The following is a 21,050-nucleotide window of genomic DNA, read 5'->3' on the forward strand; positions in this document are numbered from 1 at the left end:
CATATCTGCTTCATATTCAGCTTTGATGGAGGAGATTCTTCGTTGCTCTTCTTTTTCTTCCTTTCCGATAATTTCCGCCTGTGTCTTTTTTTCGGTGGCAAGCGTTTGCTGCTGCTGGTTCCATGCCTGTTTCAGATTATCCAGTTTTTCTGTTTTCTCCTTGTTCAGGTTTTTTAGTTTGTTGTTTATTCCTTCCAGTTCGGCAGCCCGTTTGCGCTTTTCGTTTTCCAATTGGTTTATTTTGGTGTTCCGTTCCTCATTGGCTTTCTTCTTCCATTCTTCCAAGTCGAGCATATCCTGCTGGTATTGGCGTTCCAATTGTTCCAGTTCATACTCTATTTGACTGATGAGATTTTTTTGCTCCTTTATCTGCGGTTGGTATTTGCGTTTCAACTGCTCCTGCACTTCTTCTTTTTCAGTTTGCAGGCGTTGCATGGCGGCAGTGATTTCTTCCAGACGCTTTTCACCGTTTTCTTTCTCGGCTATGTAGTCGTCTATAGACTTGATGGGACGATGGATGCTGTCTAAATTTATGGAAATGCCATAGAATGAGTTCCCCCCTTCAATGGTACTTTGCGGGAAAAGTCCCCGTTGCCATAAAATACTTTCATCACACAGTTTGCCGATGTTCTCTTCCCATCCTTTTTTGTTTTCTTTCAGCCAGCCTTGCAAGGTGTCTTTGCTGTTGTCCAGAAAAGCTTGTAATTCGTCTATGCGAGGACGCAGTTGCAGCATTTCCTGTTGCAGTTTCTGCAAGGTCAAGTCTTTTTCTTTCAACTGTTCTTGCTGTTCCTCTTCCCAAGTCATGGTCAGTTCCTTGATGGTGAGCTGCGCTTGGGCGATACGATTTTTCCGTTCCGTGTGAAAGTTGGCATAATTCTGGATGCGCGCTTTCAATTCCTGCTGCTCTTCCTCAAAGAAAATTTCCTTTCTGCATAGTTTTATCTGATAATCCATGGCATTCAGTTCACTCAGTTTCTCGGCTTTCAGCGGATGGAGCTGCTGTGACAGGGTTTCAAATTCCTGATAAAGGGAATCGGTGAAGCGCTGGTATTCCTTGCGAGCCTCTTCCAGACGCTCGTTGTACATATTGTTTAATGTGTCCAGTTGCTTGATTTTCGCTTCATGAATCTTGTTCCATTGCTCGTCCAGGGTCTGAATCAGTGATTTATACTTGGTGGAGATTTCCATATATTGTGAGGTGAGGATGCGTTGTTCTTCCAGCAATCCCACCTGCCGGTTCTTCCATTCTTCTTTCTTGGAAGAACGTTCTATAATCTCTTCTATGTTCTTTTTCTGATAGTCCTTTTCTTTGCCTAATGCCTTTTGCAATTCGTTGTTCAGCACTGCCAGGGCTTCCTGTAACTTGTCGCTGCGCTTGCGCGATTCATCTTGAAGCTCCTGTTTCCGGCACATCAGTTTTCCCTTGCCGGCATCTGCGCGGTCTTGTTTCTCTTTCCATTGGGGAAGGATACTTTCGGCTTTGCGAAAAGCGGTGACCAGTTCGCGGCAGTTCTGCACCAGTCCGCCTTGCAGTTGGGAGGTTTGTTGGGATAATAGCGTGATTTCCCTAGCTTGTTTCCGGGTTTCCCGTTTCTGAAATTCTTCGATGTCCTTCAGACGAGTCTCAAAGTTTTTCAGATGCTCCTTGTAACTGTTCAGGTCGATGGCTGTTTCGTCTTCGTTCAGAGAAGAAATGATTGTTTTTTTGATAAATTCAGCATCCAGTTTCGAATTCAACAACACGTTTTGTATGGTACGCGGAATATTCTGGTATTGCTTGCTCTCCATCAGCGAGTACCGGCTGAACTCAGGACTTGTACTGTTTCCATACAGAATGTTCCGATACTCGTCGTAGGTATAGATGATGCGTGAATATTCTATTCCATGTTGGTCCAGCACAGCACGCACGCGGTCACTCTCGCTATAGGCCATCCGGTTCTCATCTATAAAGAATTCTTTACGGTAAGGAGAGTGGATGAAGCGGTAGCACACACGGTTCATCGACTTGAAACTCAGAATACAGAATGCATCGTTCTCTGTTGCCACTTCGTAAACAATGTACGAGTTGGAGTAGGGGAAATAGTAATCCGTGTAATTTTGCTTTTCCACCGAAATGCCCAGTCGTTGCGTGTCGGCATTATAAAAGAAAAGGATAGCACGCAGAATGGTACTTTTCCCTACTCCCTGCGTGCCGATGAAGTGAACGTTTCCGTCCAGATAAATATCGTCCGAATAAGGGATATTCGCACTATTGATAAAGATTATTCTACTCAGGTTTCTCATCTTCGGTTTCGTCGTAAATGTTGATACTTTCAATCAGTCTTTCCAGATAATGCCAGGCACTCATCACCTTATACGTATTCGTTTTCTCGTTTTCTTGTTCCAGAAATGAGTCTTTGGTGAGCTGGCGTATCATGTTTTCCAGTACTTCCTTGCGGATGTCCTTGTCCGAGAAGTGTTTCCGCATACCGTCCAGTTTGTTCTGGAGCAGCATGTTAATGTTGGTTTCCACCAATATCTGTTCGGGCTGGAAGCGGAATCCGGGACCGAAAGTTTCATCGTAAGTTTTGAAAAAGTCGAGCACATCTATCCAGTAATAGGCACGCATGATTTTTTGTTCCAGTGTGGCTTTAGGTTCTATACGCGAGAAGAAGAAATATTCGTTTCCACGTTCCAGCGTATAGTTTATCTGTGAAAAATACTGATAGAGGGGCTCGTAATTCTCATCTATTTCATTATACATATCGCGTACTTCTTCACTGGTGCTGTTGGAACTGATGAACAGTCCTTTCTGCAGGTATTCAAAGATGGACGCGGTATTATCGGGTATTTGTATATTTAAATCCATAATTCTCAGAGTGGATATATTTTAGCGTATTCATATTGATTGTGGAGTCCGAACTCGTTCCGGATTTCCAGTTGGTTTTCGTAAAGTGAGACAATCTGACAGAAGAACGTGGTGCGTTCCTTTTCGTCCACTTCGCGATGGAAGTGATACTGCAACAGAAAAGAGAAAAGGTCGTTGACCGGTTCTCCTTTCCAACGGGCTTCTGCTCCCGACTGCACAAAGGCGGTCACTACTTCGTCCAGATTAATCACTTCTTCATACATGGCCTGTGCTCTCAAGTCTTCTTCACTGAAAGCCCCGGCTTCATTTTTCCGCACAATTTCACGGTACTTCTGATTGCTGATAACTTTCAGAATGATGGGACGTGCTTCGTCACTGGCCAGATAGGCAGGCGACAGTTTGAACGATGCTTGCGGACTGCCTTCCAGCAGGAGGGAACGCTCCCGTTCCATGATTTCGGACAGGTTGCTTCGGGCGCGCAGCTCGAACTGGTCTTGCAGATATTTTACTTTTCGTATCTTTTCTACCAGTATCACCTGGTTCTTTATCTGGTTCAGATAATTGATGATATCCTGTTGGGCACGAATCAGACTGTGGGCTGATAGTTGCAGTTCCTGTCGCAGTTCGAGCAGAATGCGAGTCAGCTCCTCATCAGTGGCCTGGCGGAAGAAATCTCGTTCTTCGTGCAGAATCAGATGTTCGGTAGAGTCTATCAACCGCTGGATGTTGATTCGCTTTTTGTCCAGATTTTGCAGTTTGGCTATTTTTATCTGGTACGTAGGTTCGTGTTTGAAAGCATTATCAATATTGTGTTGAAGATTGATAATGTTCCGTATCGTTACACGTGCCAGTTTCTGAAAGGTAATCTTGATATTGCGTACATAACTTTCCTTGCGCGACTGGATCTTTTCCTTCAGGTAGTAGTCCATCAGTTCGTGCAGATACTCTATGTTTTCCTCTACGGTAGCAGTGTTGATTTCCTCGTTTGCTTCCAGCAGCAGTTCGAAGAAATCAAGGAATCGGGTATCCAGTTCCACAAAGTTTCCGTTTTGGTGTATGATTTCCTTTTCGATGAGTATTTTTAAACGGTTTTCGTCTTCTTTCAATAGGGTGAGTGCGTCCGAGTATCGAAAACTGTGTACCTTTCTCTTCTCAAACATCTCTACCAACAGCCCTTTAGCTACAAAAATCGTATTTATAATTTCGTGAATTGACCGGAATATATACATTGTTTTTTTCAAAAAAGTCCGGCGAAGTTACTCCAAAAGGTTGGAAAAACCTAGCGTTTTATGCTAAAAAGCATATAAATAGTGAAGTAAAAGGTGGAAAATGCTGAGGCGTAAATTAGTAAGAAGGAGGTCGTTGTATGGAGTTTCTGTCGCTTGTATGATGCTATATTTTTCAGATGCGGTTGACACGAATAACGTAGTTAGAATAAAGATATCCGTGCCATCGCATCTGGAAAATAGAATACTTTAGGAACTTTACGGTAAAGACTGATAAACCGGGTGCCTATGTTTTAGAACTGTTTAGTTGTGTGGGTTATTTGCAGGCTAGTTCGAATATCTCTTTACTATATTCTTTGTTCAGCTTCACATAATTGCCTACCCATTCTCCCTTGTTTTCATGTAGTTTTTTTACCAGCAGTTCAATGTCAGGATGTTCTATACCTAGTTCTTTGAAATTGACCGGTAAGCCTATGTATCTGAAAAAATGTTTCAATCGTGATACACCGGCAAGTGCCATCTCTTCCAAATCCTCATTTTCGGGAACTCCGAAAACACGATTTGCAAACTGGGCAATCTTCTTCGGATTATGTTCTGCCATGAATGTCATCCATGCAGGTACGATAACTGCCAGTCCTGCCCCATGCGTCACATTATATACAGCACTGATTTCATGTTCCAGAAAGTGTGAAGCCCAGTCTTCCTCACAACCTACTCCACACGTACCATTATGAGCAATTGTTCCACACCACATGATATTGGCGCGTGCCTCATAATCGTTTGGATTCTGCTTCACTTTGTATGCTTCTTTAATGATAGCCATTAAAGTTCCCTCACACAGCCGGTCACTGATTTCCACATCGGGAGTATTGGTAAAATAACGTTCCATAATGTGTACCATCATATCGGCAATGCCACAAGCTGTCTGATAGGGGGGAAGAGTATAGGTCAATTCCGGATTCATCACAGCAAAAACGGGCCGTAGTAATTCCGGTACACGCAAACTTAGTTTCTGCAGACCTTCCAGTTTGGTAATCACCGTATTGCCCGAACCTTCGCTACCGGCAGCGGGAATAGTAAGTACCACACCCACTTTTAAGGCCTTCTTCACTTTGGCTTTTCCTATATAGAAATCCCAAAAATCACCTTCGTAGGGTACTCCTGCCGCAATGGCTTTTGCTGTGTCAATGACAGAGCCTCCCCCTACGGGAAGCATAAAGTCCACGCCTTCTTTGCGCGCCAGTTCAATGCCTTCGTAAACCTTCGGGTCAGTAGGATTAGGCTGTACGCCTCCTAATTTTACATAATCCACTCCTGCCTGTTGCAGAGAATCTTCTATGCGTTGCAGTAATCCGCTGCGAATAATAGAGCCTCCACCGTAAACAATCATTGCCTTCCGGGCGTTATACTTTTTAGCAAGAGTTCCGGTTTGGATTTCTGTATCCTTGCCAAATACAAACTCGGTAGGGCTATAAAATACAAAATTGTTCATTTGCTTACTCCTTATATTATTTTGTTGTTTGAAACCAAAGCAAAGTTAAGGAAATATATTACCTTTGCCGCCTAAATTTAGTAAAAAGATGAAAACGGACATTGAAATAGCACGCAGCATTGAGCTGGTCAAAATTAAACAGGTGGCTCGGGAAACCGGTATTCCTGTAGAGCACATCAGTAACTACGGGCGCTATATTGCCAAGGTAGATGAAAGTCAGATAGATGAAGAAAAGGTGCAGCAGAGTAACCTTATTCTAGTTACTGCTATCACTCCTACCAAAGCCGGTATTGGTAAGACCACTGTTTCTATCGGATTGGCTTTGGGACTGAATAAAATAGGAAAGAAAACAATTGTTGCCTTGCGTGAGCCGTCGCTAGGTCCTTGTTTCGGAATGAAAGGGGGAGCCGCCGGAGGAGGATATGCCCAAGTTTTGCCAATGGATAAGATTAATCTTCATTTTACAGGTGATTTTCATGCCATCACTTCTGCTCACAATATGATTTCGGCCTTGTTGGACAATTACCTTTATCAGAATCGTGATAATGGTTTCGGATTGAAGGAAGTGCTGTGGCGTCGTGTGTTGGATGTGAATGACCGTTCCCTCCGTTATATTGTTACAGGACTAGGACCGAAGACCAATGGAATTACCCAAGAGTCAGGGTTTGATATTACTCCTGCATCTGAAATTATGGCTATTCTGTGTCTGGCCAAGGATGAAAAGGACCTGCGTCGTCGCATTGAAAATATTTTATTAGGTTTTACGTATGACAATAAACCTTTTACTGTAAAAGATTTAGGAGTTGCCGGAGCCATTACAGTTCTTTTGAAAGATGCTCTTTCTCCTAATCTGGTACAAACTACGGAACATACTGCTGCCTTTGTTCATGGGGGACCGTTTGCCAATATCGCTCACGGTTGCAACTCTATTCTGGCAACCAAGATGGCAATGACTTTTAGTGATTATACTATTACCGAAGCCGGATTCGGGGCTGACCTGGGAGCGGAGAAGTTTTATGATATCAAGTGCCGTAAAGCAGGTATCACACCTAAACTGACCGTATTGGTGGTTACTGCCCGTGCATTGAAAATGCATGGCGGCGTATCACAGGATAAGATAAAGGAACCCAATCTGGAAGCTTTGAAGCAGGGGGTAGCCAATATGGATAAGCATTTGCGTAATTTGAGATATTTTGGTCAAACAGTTGTCGTTGCGTTTAACCGTTATGGGGATGATTCGGAGGAAGAAGTGGATTATATCCGTACCCATTGCGAGAAGAAAGGCGTGGGCTTTGCAGTAAACAATGCCTTTACTGATGGTGGCGAAGGGGCAGTAGAATTGGCGGAACTGGTTGTGAAAACCATTGAGGAACAACCTTCCGAGCCTTTGCAATATGCCTATGATAATGAGGATAGTGTAGAAACTAAAATATCGAAGGTGGCTTGTAATTTATACGGTGCTAGCATTATTACGTATAGTGCTGCTGCCCGTAAGAAACTGAAGCATATTGTAGAATTGGGATATGGAGATTTCCCTATCTGTATTGCCAAGACGCAGTATTCATTCTCTACCGACCCCAAAATTTACGGTGCGGTAGATAACTTTGAATTCCATGTACAAGATATTGTGATGAATGCCGGAGCTGAGATGCTGGTAGTCATTGCCGGAGAAATAATGCGTATGCCGGGATTGCCGAAGGAACCGCAAGCATTGCATATTGATATCGTGAATGGTGAAATAGAGGGGTTGTCGTAACCCCTCTTTTTTTACTGAACTTATACTGTGTTACATTGACGAGATTAAACACCAAGTGTAAATGGAAAGTCCGATGCCTATTACCAATCCTACAGATGACCATCTGATAAACAACTTGTCTTTATATTTGCAGCCATAGCATAAGCCTGTAATGGCGCACATGGAAATTCCGATTGGAAATACAAAGAATCCTATTGAGATAACCCCCATGAGTATAATAATACCCATGATGGTTAGAACTTTGTTTCTTGCTGTCATGGCTTTTATTGTTTGGTGTTGAATGTATATGGATTATATATGGCAGTAAAAGTACAAAATTATTGTTTAGAATCAGACTTTTATCCGTTTTTTATATATTTGCATTATCTAAAAAGTGGATAGATGGCAGATGTCTTGACTCCCGAACAACGCCGTAAATGCATGTCTCGGATTCGTAGTAGGAATACAAAACCTTCTGTCAGAAATGAGAACCTGAATAGGTTATTGTTTACGCTGGACCATTTGTTCTTGGAATATTTCGCAGTACGTCATGCAGTTTCGTATGGAGAGAGCGGTAGAGAATTAAATTTGGTTGCGGCCGAAGATAAAACGGAATATGAGAAAGATAAGCCTTTATAAAAATTGAACTAATCAGTAACGACAAAATGGATATGAAACATGTAAAGTATCTGGCTCTTGTCCTATGCATAGGGAATCTGTCGCCTGTTATGGCGCAGACAGCCTCGAAAAGTCTCACAGTAGACAATTTAGTTGCTTGGCAGCGTATCAGCGGGCAATCTATTTCTGATAATGGAAAGTGGGTGGCATGCAAGATGGAACCTTGGGAAGGGGATGCTGTGGTGAATTTGTATGATGCACAAGGGAAGGAACTTGCCACTTTCCCGCGGGCAGACCGTTTTCTTTTCTCGGCCTCTTCCGACTATTTGGTTGTGTCGCAGAAACCCGGCAAGATGATAGTGGATTCTCTGAAAATAAAGAAAACAAAGAAAGATAAGTTGCCGATGGATGCATTGGTTATTTATTCGCTTTTGGGCGACAGGGAAGTGATTGATTCACTGAAAACATTCAAACTGGCAGAGAAGGTGGACTGGGTTGCTTTTCAGAAGGGAAGGAAAGACTCGACTTTGTATGTTCAACCGTTGAATGCAAACCTCAGTACTCGGTATGAGGCTCCTGCTGTGAAAGCTTTCAACTTTGCGGAGAAAAGCGGAATGCTTTATTATATAACCGCAGGTGATAAAGCAGAGGAAAAGCCGGGATTGTATCTTCTGAATACGGAAACAGGTGTGAAGACGCTGATAAAAGAAGGTGACGGGGTGTTTAAACAGGTAACTTTTGATGAAGATGGAGCAAACTTGGCTTTCTTATATTGTGCACAGAAAAATTCTTGTTATAAAGCCATGAGCTTGTGGCTGTCACAGCAAGGAGCACCGGCAACAGAAGTTGTGGCACGTGGCAATCAGGCTCTTCCGAAAGGATGGGTGATTAGTGAGCATGGGAAATTACAATTTTCGAAGAGTGCTTCCCGGTTGTTTTTTGGCACATCGCCTGAGCCTAGACAAAAGGATACGTTGCAATTGGCGGAGAACCGTCCCAATGTGCAGGTGTGGAGTTGGGACGAGCCGGTGCAATATACTGTACAGAATTATAATAAGGAGAAAGAGCTGAAAAGAAGCTATCAAGCGGTTTATCATATAAATAGTGGTCGTATTTGTCAGCTGGCAGATGAGGAGTTATCTCAGATTTTGTTGGGAGATGAAGGAGATGCCCCGTTGGCATTGCTTTCCACTTCGCGTCCTTATTCATTGTCCTCCATGTGGGAAGGGCGGACACGCAGTGATTATTACACTGTGTCTTTGGAAGATGGCAGCCGTAAATTACTGGCATCGGCGGATTATGGCAGATACCGTCTTTCACCACAAGGCAAGTATGCGTATTGGTATGCTGAAACAGACAGTTGTTGGTATACTCTTTCTATGGCAGATGGGAAAAAGGTTCAGTTGACTACCCCTGTTTCTTTCCTCGCATGGGATGAAGAGAATGATGTACCTGACTATCCGAACGCACATGGAACTGCCGGATGGACGGAACGGGATGAGTCCCTTTTAATTTATGACCGTTATGATATTTGGAAATTCGATCCGGATGCCATGAAGGAACCTGTCAATCTGACGATGAATGGACGTAAGAACCGGATTTCATATCGTTTGGTAAAACTGGATAAGGAGGAGCGTGTGGTTGACCTGAACAAGCCACAGTTGTTGAAAGGCTTTAACGAAGTGACCAAAGGGAACGGGTATTACAAGGCTCGTTTTTCCACCGCTGCTTCTCCCAAAGAATTGATAGCGGGTAACTATATGTTACGCAGTATTTATAAGGCGAAAAATACAGACCATGTAATCTATACGATGGAAAGTTTTGAGCAATATCCTGACCTTCATTATGCTACACTCGATTTCAAGAAATCTATTCGGTTGACTCATGGCATTGACCAACAGAAAGACTATTTGTGGGGAACTGCTGAATTGGTTTCGTGGATATCTTTAGATGGTCGTAAGTTGGAAGGGGTGGTGTATAAGCCTGCTAATTTTGATCCGGCCAAGAAATACCCGATGATTGTGAGTTTCTATGAGCGAAATTCAGAAACTCTGTTTAATTACCGGATGCCGGAACCGCATCGGTCTACCATTGATTATCATTTTTATAACAGTAACGGGTATATTGTGTTCAATCCGGACATACGTTATGTAGACGGTTATCCGGGTGAGAGTTGCTATAACTGTCTGATGCCGGGGGTTGCCATGTTGATAGGCAAAGGTTATATTGACGAGAAAGCCATAGGTGCGCAGGGACATAGTTGGGGCGGTTATCAAGTGGCTTATCTGGCTACACGTACTGATTTGTTTGCGGCTATTGAGTCAGGTGCTCCGGTGGTCAATATGTTCAGTGCCTACGGAGGTATCCGTTGGGGATCGGGGCTGGCGCGCTCGTTCCAGTATGAACATACTCAGAGCCGTCTGGCCGGTACGCCTTGGAGTACTCCGTTGCGTTATTTGGAAAACTCTGCTCTGTTCACGATGGACAAGGTACAAACACCTGTTTTAATTATGCATAATGATGCTGACGGACATGTGCCCTGGTATCAGGGAATAGAATATTTTGTGGCAATGAAACGTCTTGGAAAGCCTTGTTGGATGCTGAACTATACAGGCGAACCGCATTGGCCGACAAAGATTGCCAACAAAATAGATTTTCAAAAACGTATGTTCCAGTTCTTTAATCATTATCTGAAAAAAGAAGCAATGCCTGAATGGATGTCTGACGGGGTTCCGGCTGTAGAACAGCCTTATGAATTAGGATACTGATATTATGTGTTCGGACGACTATAGAATTCAAGCTGCTCCTACTGTGGATAAAGTAAAAGGATAGTTCCTGAAAAGAGGGAGGAGGTGTGTCAAAACTAAAATGACAGCTCCGAAAAGTTACAGATAGTAATTATAAACTTAAAAGGGTCGTATCAAGCTCTGTATTGACTAATGATACGACCCTTTCTTTAGTTTTTTAGGATGCTCAAATTTCAAATTATAAATTCATATTTTCAAAAACTGAGTTTTGATCCTCTCTTATTCTTTTTAGTACAATGCTTTTTTATTCAAACTTACCATAACGGGTAGGCAACAGTTTGCGGTCACCTAATGTATTATCTACCCGGGCTACATTGATCCAGAATTTGTTATCACGTACCGATTCGATAGGATAAGCGGCTTTCTCGCGGCTGTAGCTGTGATTCCATTCATTGGCCACCACTTCATATTCAGGATGTGGGGCGTTGACCAATACATTATCTTCTTTATCGGCACTGCCATTCTTCACTTCTTGAATTTCCTGCCAGATGGTTTGCATCACAGTGACGAAATTATCCAGTTCCCATAAACTTTCACTTTCAGTCGGTTCAATCATCAATGTTCCATGAACCGGGAAAGAAAGGGTGGGCGCATGATAGCCATAGTCCATCAGACGCTTGGCGATGTCATTTTCGCTGATACCGGTTTCGTCATGCAGATAGCGGCAATCTAAAATCATTTCATGGCCCACAAAGCCCGTAGCACCGGTATATACAATACCGTAGGTATCCTTGAAGCAGGCTGCCAGATAATTGGCGCTCAGAATGGCAGTCTTGGTGGCATTGGTCAGACCTTCGGCGCCCATCATGCAAATATAACCGTAAGTAATAGGCAGGATTCCTGCGCTACCGTATGGAGCTGAAGAAACCTGATTGGCACTGTTACCCCAAACTTGATGTCCTGGAAGGAACGGGACCAGATGTTCGGCTACACAAACGGGACCTACACCGGGACCGCCACCACCGTGAGGGCTGGCAAAAGTCTTATGCAGATTCAAATGGCATACATCAGCACCGATGGTACCCGGATTGGTCAGACCTACCTGTGCATTCATATTTGCACCATCCATGTAAACCTGTGCTCCGCATTTATGAATAATTTTACAAATTTCTGCAATTTCCGGTTCAAAGATACCATGAGTGGACGGATAGGTAATCATTAATGCAGCCAGATCATCCTTGTTGGCTTCTGCTTTTGCACGTAAATCTTCTACGTCTACATTACCTTTATCGTCACAGGCACAAGTCACCGTGGTATATCCGCATTGAATGGCTGAAGCCGGATTCGTACCGTGGGCTGATGCCGGAATTAATATCTTGTTGCGGTGTCCCTGTCCGATACTTTCCAGATAAGCGCGGATGATGCGAAGTCCTGTATACTCTCCTGCTGCACCTGAATTAGGTTGCAAAGTGATTCCTGCAAATCCGGTAATAACCTTCAACTGCTCGCTTAGGTTATTAATTAGTGTCTGATAGCCTTTTGTTTGATCCTCAGGTGCTAACGGGTGTATAGCCATCCAGCCTAAGTTGCTGAGTGGGAGCATTTCCGAAGCGGCATTCAGTTTCATGGTACAAGAACCCAATGAAATCATGGAATGTGCTAATGAGATATCTTTACGTTCCAAACGTTTGATATAACGCATCATTTCGGTTTCAGTATGATACTTGTTGAATACCTCATGGGTGAGGAAGGAAGTACGGCGGCGTAGTTCACGATTCAGTGAGGATGCTTCGGGAATGTCTGTCACTTCTTGAACGGTTTCTTCGGCAGCAATGGAGAAGATGGAAAGTAACAGGTTTACATCTTTCAGGTCGGTGGTTTCATCAATGCTGAAACCTACATCGCCATTATCATAGTAACGGAGGTTTACTTCTTTACTCAATGCGATGGTACGCAGCTTCTGAGCCGAAACATGGTCGGGCAGACTGAAACGCAGGGTGTCAAAGAATAATTCATTATGCTGTACATATCCCAAGCGGGTTAGGGCTTTGTTCAACCAGGTGGTAATGCTATGAATGCGTTTTGCTATATTTTTGATACCTTCCTGCCCATGATAAACGGCATAGAAGCCGGCCATTGTAGCCAGTAATGCCTGTGCGGTGCAGATGTTGGAAGTTGCTTTTTCGCGTTTAATATGTTGCTCACGGGTCTGTAAAGCCATACGGTAGGCCAGTTTGCCATATTTGTCTTTAGACCAGCCGATGATACGTCCCGGCATATTGCGTTTATATTCGTCACGTGTAGCGAAGTAGGCTGCGGACGGACCTCCGTAGAACAAGGGGATACCCAGGCGCTGGGTACTTCCGAATACGATATCTGCTCCCCATTCGCCGGGAGGAACTAATAATGCCAAACTCATGATATCAGCATCCACGGCTACTTTACAATGGGCAGCATGTGCCTTTTCCACAAACTCACGATAGTCTTCTACGCTACCGCTGGCATTGGGGTATTGCAGGATGCAGGCAAAAATTTCCGGAGTAAATACCAATTCCTTGTAATTTCCTACTTGGATCTTCATGCCTTGCGGAAGGGCGCGGGTTTGGATGACTGCCAGATTCTGTGGGAAAATCTCTTCATCCACAAACAATACATTGGCTCCGCTTTTTTGTTGGTCGCGGGTGCGAAGTCCATGCATCATGGTGGCGGCTTCGGCAGCGGCGGTAGATTCATCCAGCAATGAGCAGTTTGCCAATGGCATGGCTGTGAGGTCGGATATGACAGTCTGGAAGTTCATCAATGCTTCCAAACGTCCTTGTGAAACTTCGGTTTGATAAGGAGTGTACGAGGTGTACCACACAGGATTCTCGAATACATTGCGTTGAATGACCGCCGGAGTAATACTATCATACCAACCCATACCTATATAGGAGGTATAAATCTTGTTTTGTGAAGCTAGTTCGGTAATGTGCTCTGCAAACTCCCGTTCCGTCATGGGAGCAGCCAGTGGCAGAGGTTCTTTCAAACGGATTTTGGACGGAATTGTTTTGTTAATCAGTTCATCAAGACTCTTTACGCCAATCTTTTCCAACATAACGGGAAGGTCTTCTTCCTGTATACCGATATGTCGGTCTGCTAATAAATCTGTTTTCATGGTAGTAGTATATAAGTTAAATTTTAAGTTTTATCTTATCGGAAAAAAGGGTTGTTCGCTTTTTCTGCTCCCACAGTGGTCGGGTCTCCATGACCAGGATAGACTACCGTGTCGGGGGGAAGTACAAACAAACGACTGCATATATGTTCGCGAAGTTCGTCGAAATTACCTCCTGTAAGGTCTGCACGTCCTATACTTCCTTGGAACAATACATCACCGCTGAAGATACAGTGGTCTTCTTTGCAGTAATAAACAATACTTCCCGGCGAATGACCCGGTACATGGATAGCTTCCAGTTGGGTATTGCCGAAAGTAATGATATCTCCATCAAAGATATATTTTCCTAATGGCACGGGTGCTTCGGGCAATTGGAAGCCAAACATACGTGATTGTGCCGGGGCTTGTTCCAGCCAAAATTCATCCGCTTGATTTGCTTCGGCTTTTAGTCCGTATTCTTGTAACAGGAATGGGTTGCCGAAAATATGGTCCAGATGGAGGTGCGTATTCAATAAATGTTTCACTGTCAGGTTATTGCTGTCAATATATCTTTTTAAGGCTTGCTTTTCTTCTTCATAAAAGCAACCGGCATCAATAATGACGGCTTCCTTCGTTTCGTCCGATAACACATAGCAGTTTACCGGAAACATATTGAATTCAAATTTCTTTATTTTCATTGTTCTTTTATCTATAGTTATTAACCGTTGATGGTTACATAAACCACTTTCTTAGTTTTAAAAAAATCTTCTGTGAATTCATCTTTCAGATCATAAAGCATTGTTTTGTGCTTCACGGGCATTGTTTCTTGTTCCAACTCTCCGCCTTTCAGGCAAATCAGCCCGTTGGGCAGGACATTATGCTGTTCTTGTCTGATGTTTTTACGGATAATTTTTATTAAATCGCCCAAAGGCATGACAGCACGACTTACTACGAAGTCGAATTTTCTTTTTTCTTCTTCGGCGCGGCAATGACGGAAAGTGACATTCTTCAGTCCGATAGCATTGGCTACTTCTGTAGCTACTTTCACTTTCTTTCCGATACTGTCCACCAGATGAAATTGGACTTCAGGGAATAAGATGGCCAAAGGGATACCTGGGAAACCGCCCCCTGTGCCCAAGTCCATAATTTGGGTATCAGGGGTGAAGTTTATTACTTTGGCTATGCCTAGCGAGTGCAATACATGATGCTCGTACAGATTAGCGATATCCTTGCGTGAGATTACATTGATTTTGCTATTCCAATCCGTGTATAAATCATACAATGCGGCAAACTGTGTTTTCTGCTGTTCGCTGAGGTTAGGGAAATATTTCAGTATTAATTCCATTCTATACTTAAAATCGTTATTTAATGTATCATATATTTTTCTACCGATGTGTAGGGTAAAGAAAGGGTGATGATTCCTACAGCATAGGGAGCGATATCATATTTGTTATACAGGAAAGATACTTTTTCCTTTTCTAACAAGAAATTGTCGGGTACATACATATTGGTAGAATTCAAGATGCCTGCATTCTGAAGTCCTTCCAGTGAGGTAATGGAGCTGTCTTCCAAACGGGTAGCCATTTCTGTTATCAGTTCTTCCAGCAGCATGTCACTTATCGGTTTTTCCGACCCTGCCATAAATACATCTTTCAAAGCAAGTAGTTTGCCGGTATTTTTTTCGAAATTCATCCATTTGTTCCATGAGTTGGGATGTGCTCCGCCTGTATATTCAAAAGTTTCTGCAATGAAATTCAGAATGCCTTCTTTGCCTTCGCTGAAATAGGTGGTCAGTCCGTATTCATAATTGTACCATGTGGGAAGTTCGTCTTTGGGAGTTCCATTTTTTATATCTTCCTGATAGAACTCGTTCACATCTTTGCGGTAGTTGTTAATGTAGGTATTTTTAAAAGAATCTACAGCGACTTCCGGATTCATCCGGGTATATTCTTTTCCCAAAATGTGGGCTTGTATGGTGCGGTTGATGCGTTGTACTATGCTATCCGCAGCATCAGATTTTGCTAAATAACTATAATCAATAGTAATCTGACAGGTGGGAGAGACTGTGTCATCTTGTAAATGGGCTTGTTCTTCCACCTTTACAGTTTTCACTGTTTCACTATCAATTTGTTTTTGTCCATTACATCCCGATAATAAAAAGCAGGATACAAGGCAAGTTGCCATAACAGACAATACGAGATTTCTTTTTTTCATAACTTTTTGTTTATTTGCATGGATTACTTATCCTAACTTTCTCCACAAATATAGAATAACTTCGTGAAATGTCCATCTAAAAAGCGAAAATATATTTATCTGTTTGCAACAAGATTGCATGAACTTTTTGCTAAATTTGTCCGTTGATAAGCTATAATAAATAAGTAAAGAAATGAATATGAACGATATGACAAAAAAACTATATCCCGTTACGGGAATGCATTGTGCGGCATGTGCCGGCAACGTGGAGAAAATTGTAAGGAAGCAAGAAGGCGTGGAAAATGCATCGGTTAATTTGGCGACGGCTACTTTGACGGTGACTTATAATCCGGATATTGTGTCTCCGCAACAACTGAAAGAGGCTGTGATGAAAATAGGTTTTGATTTGATAATAGATGAGGATAACTCTGTACAGGAGCAAGAGGAAGCGGAGCAATCTTATTACGGACTGTTGAAGCGGAAGACTATCGTTGCTTGGATTTTTGCTTTACCGGTAGCTGTTTTGGGGATGTTTCTGATGAATGTTCCGGGAGTAAACTGGTGGATGCTGTTGCTTTCACTTCCTGTTATTTTATATTCGGGGCGTTCTTTCTATATGAATGCCTGGAAACAGACGCTTCAGCGTACCAGTAATATGGATACGTTGGTGGCACTTAGCACCTCCATCGCATTTTTGTTCAGTTTGTTTAATACGTTCTATCCCGAATTTTGGTACAGCCGCGGATTGGAACCTCATGTATATTATGAAGCTGCCACTGTTATAATAGCTTTCGTATTGGTTGGCAAACTGATGGAAGAGAAAGCAAAAGGAAAAACTTCCACAGCTATTCGTAAACTGATGGGATTACAACCTCGGACGGCCCGTGTGGTGAAAGACGGCAGGGAAGAGGATATCTTGATCGCCGACCTCCAGGTCGGCGATAAGGTGAGCGTCCGTCCCGGCGAGCAAATTCCGGTGGATGGAGTCATTGTCGGAGGAAATACCTTTATAGATGAGAGCATGATAAGCGGTGAACCTATTCCTGTAGAGAAAAAGCAGGGTGATAAGGTGCTGGCTGGCACTATCAATCAGAATGGTGCATTTATTATGACTGCTCAAAAGGTGGGGAAAAATACGGTGTTGGCACAGATTATCCGCATGGTGCAGGAAGCACAGGGGTCTAAAGCTCCGGTCCAGCGTATTGTGGATAAAGTGACAGCGGTTTTTGTTCCTGTTGTTCTTGCTGTGGCTGTTTTTACTTTCTTTATTTGGATAGTGGCAGGTGGAGCGGATGACTTTTCCTACGCTATGCTTTCAGCAGTGTCTGTTTTGGTTATTGCCTGTCCGTGTGCCTTGGGACTTGCTACTCCAACTGCATTGATGGTAGGAATTGGTAAAGGGGCCGAATCACATATTTTAATAAAGGATGCAGTAGCTTTGGAGCAGATGCGGAAAGTGGATACAGTGGTACTTGATAAAACGGGTACTGTAACTGAGGGGCGCCCTGTGGTGACCGGCTGGTTGCATGATGCCGGATGGCAGAACGAGCATAAGGGAATTCTGTATGCTGCTGAATTGAAATCGGAACATCCGTTGGCTTTGGCTATTGTCGAGGCTTTGAAAAAGGAAGGTGAGAAGCCGGCAATCATTGATTCTTTTGAGAGCCGGACAGGACGGGGGATTGTGGTGACCCGTGGAAATAAAACTTTTTGGGCAGGAAGCCATCGGTTACTGAAAGATTTTGGAGCGGGAATTTCCGACTTGTTGAAAGGGATGGTGGAGGATTATGAGAAGAGTGGCAAGAGTTTGGTCTATTTTGGCGAGGGAAATACATTGCTGGCGGTTATCGCTATTAGTGATAAAATAAAAGATACTTCCAGACAAGCGGTCAAACAATTGAAGGAGAGTGGAAAGTATATTGTATTGTTGACCGGTGACGGTCATCTTACTGCACAGAATGTGGCCGGAGAAATTGATGCGAATCGTTTTATTTCGGATGCTTTGCCGGCCGATAAGGAGAATGTTATTAAAGAGTTACAGGCTGAAGGAAGAGTCGTAGCTATGGTAGGCGATGGCATTAATGACTCGCAGGCGTTGGCCCGTGCCAATGTAAGTATTGCGATGGGTAAAGGTACAGATATTGCCATGGATGTAGCGATGGTTACGTTAATGACTTCGGATTTGTTGTTGTTACCCAAAGCTTTTAAGCTTTCCTATAAAACTGTACGGTTGATCCATCAGAATCTTTTTTGGGCATTTATCTATAATTTGATAGGCATTCCAGTGGCGGCAGGTATTCTGTTCCCACTATATGGTATTTTGCTTAACCCGATGATTGCCAGTGCTGCCATGGCATGTAGTTCTGTCAGTGTAGTGTTGAACAGCTTGAGTCTGAATTGGAGAAAGTTGTGATTGAATTAAAAATAAATAAAAAAGCAGCCGTGCGGAGATTTTGTTTTGCATGGCTGCTTTTCATTTTTCCATTTTTTAGTTTATAATTTAAAAAGGATTGTTTCTCCCTCTTTGTACTTCTATTCGTATTCCGAAGTTCCCATTTTCTGATTTCATTTCGAAAGCTCCATTGAAATTATTTCTTTCCCAAGGCAATGCGCTTGGATTTCGTACTTTGTTCCCGTCAGCGTCATATTCACCGTATGTGGTTATGTGTAATCCGTTTTTCAATTTAAAGGTTGCACTTTGTAAGATAGGAGGCATTGACATTGTTCCGAATCCATAGATTCCCATTCCCGGATACATGGGGGTAAATACATGGTTGTAAGACCCTCTGTCATAAATGATATTCATATTGGGACGGAATATTTCATTGTAATTCGCAATTGTATTATTGTTGTAAGGCTGATAATAAAGTTGCGGGGCTATCAGAGGGGGAGGGGCCACAATCATGGAACCCATATCCAGCATAAATCCGTTAAAATTCTTGTAACCATCCAATGAAATGGGCGGAATACTATCTGTTACCACTTCGGACTGCGCAAAGGTAGTAGCGGCAATCAGAAACATAGAAATGGATAGAACCAGCTTTTTCATATACTGTTATTTTTTTTGTTCCGGACAAATATAGGGATATTTTCTAAATTCTGTATCGTTTCTGTTTCCTGTGAATAGATCTTTTCAAATACTCTTTGAAGTTCTTCCTCATCGGCTATCAGTTGTCGTAATTCTTGCAGATGTACAGCATTGGCTGATTGAGGTATCCATAATCTTAAATAACCACCTTCAGCATACTTTTCTTTCAGATGTGCCAGAAAACGTATGTATTGTTTTTCTTTGTCTAGCTCGGGATAGTTGGAAAGACCATATTGTACCGTCCGTCTCAAGGTAATGTCCGGATCAATAATACGGTCGGCCTCCGCTACAATTTTGCCATAAATGCTACGAGGGACATGCTTGTTGGATGCACGGTGATCTTCTACTGCCTCTTTCATAATCAAAATATGCTCTTCAGGGAACCATTTCCTTAATTTCTTGTCCGCCCATAGTATTTTCCCTGAAATGAGATGATGGAACTCTCGTCCCTCACAGAGTCCCAGATCATGGTAGGAGGCAATAACATACACCATCATGCGGTTTACGTCATAATATTGAGACAATTTGAGGCTTTCTGCTATAACTTTCAATACATGATCTACACGATGTGCTTTGTCAAAATCAGCGTATTGTGGGATAATTTCACTTGCGATATAGTCGCGGAACTCCATTGGAAAATCATTGATGTACGACAACATATTCTTTCTTTTGATTGGGGTTGCAAATATACAATAATTATCCCACCTTTGCAGAAAAAAGTAATATGTATCAAATTATTCAACCTACACCCGATGACTTTGATGAATTGACCTGTTTATGGGAAGCTTCGGTGCGTGCTACTCATCATTTCATACCTGAAGCATATATTCAGAAGTTAAAACCACTGGTATGGAGTGTTTATCTTCATAGTATGCCGCTTTACATGATTCGTGACAATGCTGGTATAGAAGGATTCATGGGCATTAATGGAACTATGCTTGAAATGCTCTTTGTTCACCCGCGTGCCATAGGTACGGGAATAGGAAAACAATTGATACGTTATGCTTTGGAACATTGCCATGTACGTTATGTCGATGTAAACGAACAGAATAAGAAAGCGTCCGGCTTTTATAGCCATTTTGGATTTCGGGTTATTGGCAGGGATGCAAAAGACGCATCGGGCGAACCCTATCCTATTTTACATTTAAAACTGGGAGGTATCATGAAAATTGAAAATTGGGGATTAGTTCCCTACTCTGAGGCTTGGGAGCGGCAGACGGAATTATTTAATGCCGTGGTGGAAGCTAAACAAGTGGGAAAAACGTATGAAAATAGAATTATCTTTGTAGAACATTCGCATGTCTATACATTAGGCAAGAGTGGAAAGGAGACGAATATGTTGTTGGGGGAGGCGCAATTGAAAATGATTGGTGCCACCCTTTATCATATTGATCGAGGAGGGGATATTACTTATCATGGTCCCGGACAATTGGTTTGTTATCCTATCTTGAATTTGGAGGATTATCATTTGGGGTTGAAGGAATATATTCATGTGTTGGAAGAAGCGGTGATCAGGGTCTGCGCATCTTATGGCATCGAGGCTGGGCGAGTGAAGGGAGCAACCGGAGTATGGCTGGCAACGGGAACTCCGCAGGAACGGAAAATCTGTGCAATAGGAGTGAGAAGCAGTCATTTTGTGACAATGCATGGATTGGCGCTGAATGTAAATACGGATTTGCGTTATTTCAGTTATATCCATCCTTGTGGATTCATGGATAAAGGGGTTACTTCATTACAGAAAGAATTGGGGTGTGAAGTGCCTATGGAAGAAGTGGCAGGACGTGTGCAGAACGAATTATCTGAACTTTTGTAAATAGGATATGTAAATAATACCGTATGTGTACCCTTATACATACGGGGTGTGAGTGTATCAAAAGTCCGATCGTGCTATCATGTCGTCAGCTGTAGGGGCAGGGTTTGTCTGCCCAAATGCATAAGCAAACCATTTTAGGGTGAGCGAACCTAGCTCC

General features: G+C 42.9%; 16 protein-coding genes and 1 pseudogene. 6 read left to right on the top strand and 11 right to left on the bottom strand.

Going from position 1 to position 21,050, the window contains the following annotated elements:
• The 4 genes from AB5935_RS17475 to AB5935_RS17490 form a co-directional block, all read right to left on the bottom strand.
• Positions 1-2,286: ATP-binding protein (locus tag AB5935_RS17475; RefSeq protein WP_368327505.1), on the bottom strand; the 2,286-nt coding region annotated here is incomplete at its 3' end.
• Positions 2,270-2,851 carry a condensin complex protein MksE gene (locus tag AB5935_RS17480; RefSeq protein ID WP_007838618.1) on the bottom strand — a complete coding sequence of 194 codons (582 nt, stop codon included), beginning with the start codon at positions 2,849-2,851 and terminating at the stop codon, positions 2,270-2,272. The genes AB5935_RS17475 and AB5935_RS17480, both read right to left, overlap by 17 nt.
• Positions 2,852-2,856: 5 nt before the next feature.
• On the bottom strand, positions 2,857-4,080 hold the full coding sequence (locus tag AB5935_RS17485) for a hypothetical protein (RefSeq protein ID WP_007838619.1): 1,224 nt from the start codon (positions 4,078-4,080) through the stop codon (positions 2,857-2,859).
• A 313-nt stretch (positions 4,081-4,393) separates the two neighbouring features.
• A complete protein-coding gene (locus AB5935_RS17490) occupies positions 4,394-5,569 on the bottom strand; it encodes an iron-containing alcohol dehydrogenase (protein WP_038609400.1) in 1,176 nt (391 codons plus the stop codon).
• 88 nt (positions 5,570-5,657) lie between these two features.
• Between AB5935_RS17490 and AB5935_RS17495 the strand changes: the two genes are divergently transcribed.
• Positions 5,658-7,325 carry a formate--tetrahydrofolate ligase gene (locus AB5935_RS17495; protein ID WP_038609403.1) on the top strand — a complete coding sequence of 556 codons (1,668 nt, stop codon included), beginning with the start codon at positions 5,658-5,660 and terminating at the stop codon, positions 7,323-7,325.
• Positions 7,326-7,355: 30 nt separating this feature from the next.
• Here the strand turns inward: AB5935_RS17495 and AB5935_RS17500 are convergent, their stop codons facing one another.
• Positions 7,356-7,583 (bottom strand): hypothetical protein, encoded by a 228-nt coding sequence (locus AB5935_RS17500; protein WP_007850037.1) that lies wholly within the window; start codon positions 7,581-7,583, stop codon positions 7,356-7,358.
• Positions 7,584-7,706: 123 nt separating this feature from the next.
• Between AB5935_RS17500 and AB5935_RS17505 the strand changes: the two genes are divergently transcribed.
• A complete protein-coding gene (locus tag AB5935_RS17505) occupies positions 7,707-7,943 on the top strand; it encodes a hypothetical protein (protein ID WP_007844103.1) in 237 nt (78 codons plus the stop codon).
• A 32-nt stretch (positions 7,944-7,975) separates the two neighbouring features.
• Complete coding sequence (locus AB5935_RS17510) at positions 7,976-10,690, top strand: alpha/beta hydrolase family protein (RefSeq protein ID WP_008652098.1); 2,715 nt, start codon at positions 7,976-7,978, stop codon at positions 10,688-10,690.
• Positions 10,691-10,973: 283 nt separating this feature from the next.
• On the opposite strand, the gene gcvP is transcribed toward AB5935_RS17510, so the two are convergent.
• From gcvP to AB5935_RS17530, 4 genes are read right to left on the bottom strand one after another with little or no spacing between them, the layout of a single operon-like run.
• Positions 10,974-13,823, bottom strand: a complete 2,850-nt coding sequence (gcvP, locus tag AB5935_RS17515) for an aminomethyl-transferring glycine dehydrogenase (protein ID WP_007852142.1) — start codon at positions 13,821-13,823, stop codon at positions 10,974-10,976.
• A 35-nt stretch (positions 13,824-13,858) separates the two neighbouring features.
• Positions 13,859-14,497, bottom strand: coding sequence for an MBL fold metallo-hydrolase (locus AB5935_RS17520; RefSeq protein WP_007844108.1), 639 nt, complete (start codon positions 14,495-14,497; stop codon positions 13,859-13,861).
• 20 nt (positions 14,498-14,517) lie between these two features.
• On the bottom strand, positions 14,518-15,144 hold the full coding sequence (rsmG, locus tag AB5935_RS17525; RefSeq protein ID WP_007838632.1) for a 16S rRNA (guanine(527)-N(7))-methyltransferase RsmG: 627 nt from the start codon (positions 15,142-15,144) through the stop codon (positions 14,518-14,520).
• 20 nt (positions 15,145-15,164) lie between these two features.
• The gene (locus AB5935_RS17530) at positions 15,165-16,013 is read right to left on the bottom strand and encodes a DUF3298 and DUF4163 domain-containing protein (RefSeq protein WP_007838633.1); all 849 of its coding nucleotides are present in this window, start codon (positions 16,011-16,013) and stop codon (positions 15,165-15,167) included.
• Between the two features lie 178 nt (positions 16,014-16,191).
• On the opposite strand from AB5935_RS17530, the gene AB5935_RS17535 reads away from it, so the two are divergent.
• Entirely contained in the window at positions 16,192-18,405 is a 2,214-nt protein-coding gene (locus AB5935_RS17535; RefSeq protein WP_080549559.1) for a heavy metal translocating P-type ATPase, read from the top strand.
• 87 nt (positions 18,406-18,492) lie between these two features.
• Here AB5935_RS17535 and AB5935_RS17540 read toward each other — a convergent pair whose 3' ends face one another.
• A complete protein-coding gene (locus tag AB5935_RS17540; RefSeq protein WP_038609407.1) occupies positions 18,493-19,041 on the bottom strand; it encodes a hypothetical protein in 549 nt (182 codons plus the stop codon).
• Positions 19,038-19,739, bottom strand: coding sequence for an HD domain-containing protein (locus AB5935_RS17545; RefSeq protein ID WP_368327506.1), 702 nt, complete (start codon positions 19,737-19,739; stop codon positions 19,038-19,040). Before AB5935_RS17545 ends, AB5935_RS17540 begins: the two co-directional genes overlap by 4 nt.
• 212 nt (positions 19,740-19,951) lie before the next feature.
• Between AB5935_RS17545 and AB5935_RS17550 the strand changes: the two are divergent.
• Together AB5935_RS17550 and lipB are read left to right on the top strand one after the other, a co-directional pair.
• Positions 19,952-20,176: pseudogene (locus AB5935_RS17550) on the top strand (GNAT family N-acetyltransferase); the annotation flags it as partial.
• Between the two features lie 66 nt (positions 20,177-20,242).
• On the top strand, positions 20,243-20,893 hold the full coding sequence (gene lipB / locus AB5935_RS17555; RefSeq protein ID WP_032936345.1) for a lipoyl(octanoyl) transferase LipB: 651 nt from the start codon (positions 20,243-20,245) through the stop codon (positions 20,891-20,893).
• Positions 20,894-21,050: the final 157 nt, after the last annotated feature.

It is taken from the genome of Phocaeicola sp. RTP21198st1_B8_RTP21198_201120, assembly GCF_040929485.1.
GTDB lineage: Bacteria > Bacteroidota > Bacteroidia > Bacteroidales > Bacteroidaceae > Phocaeicola > Phocaeicola dorei.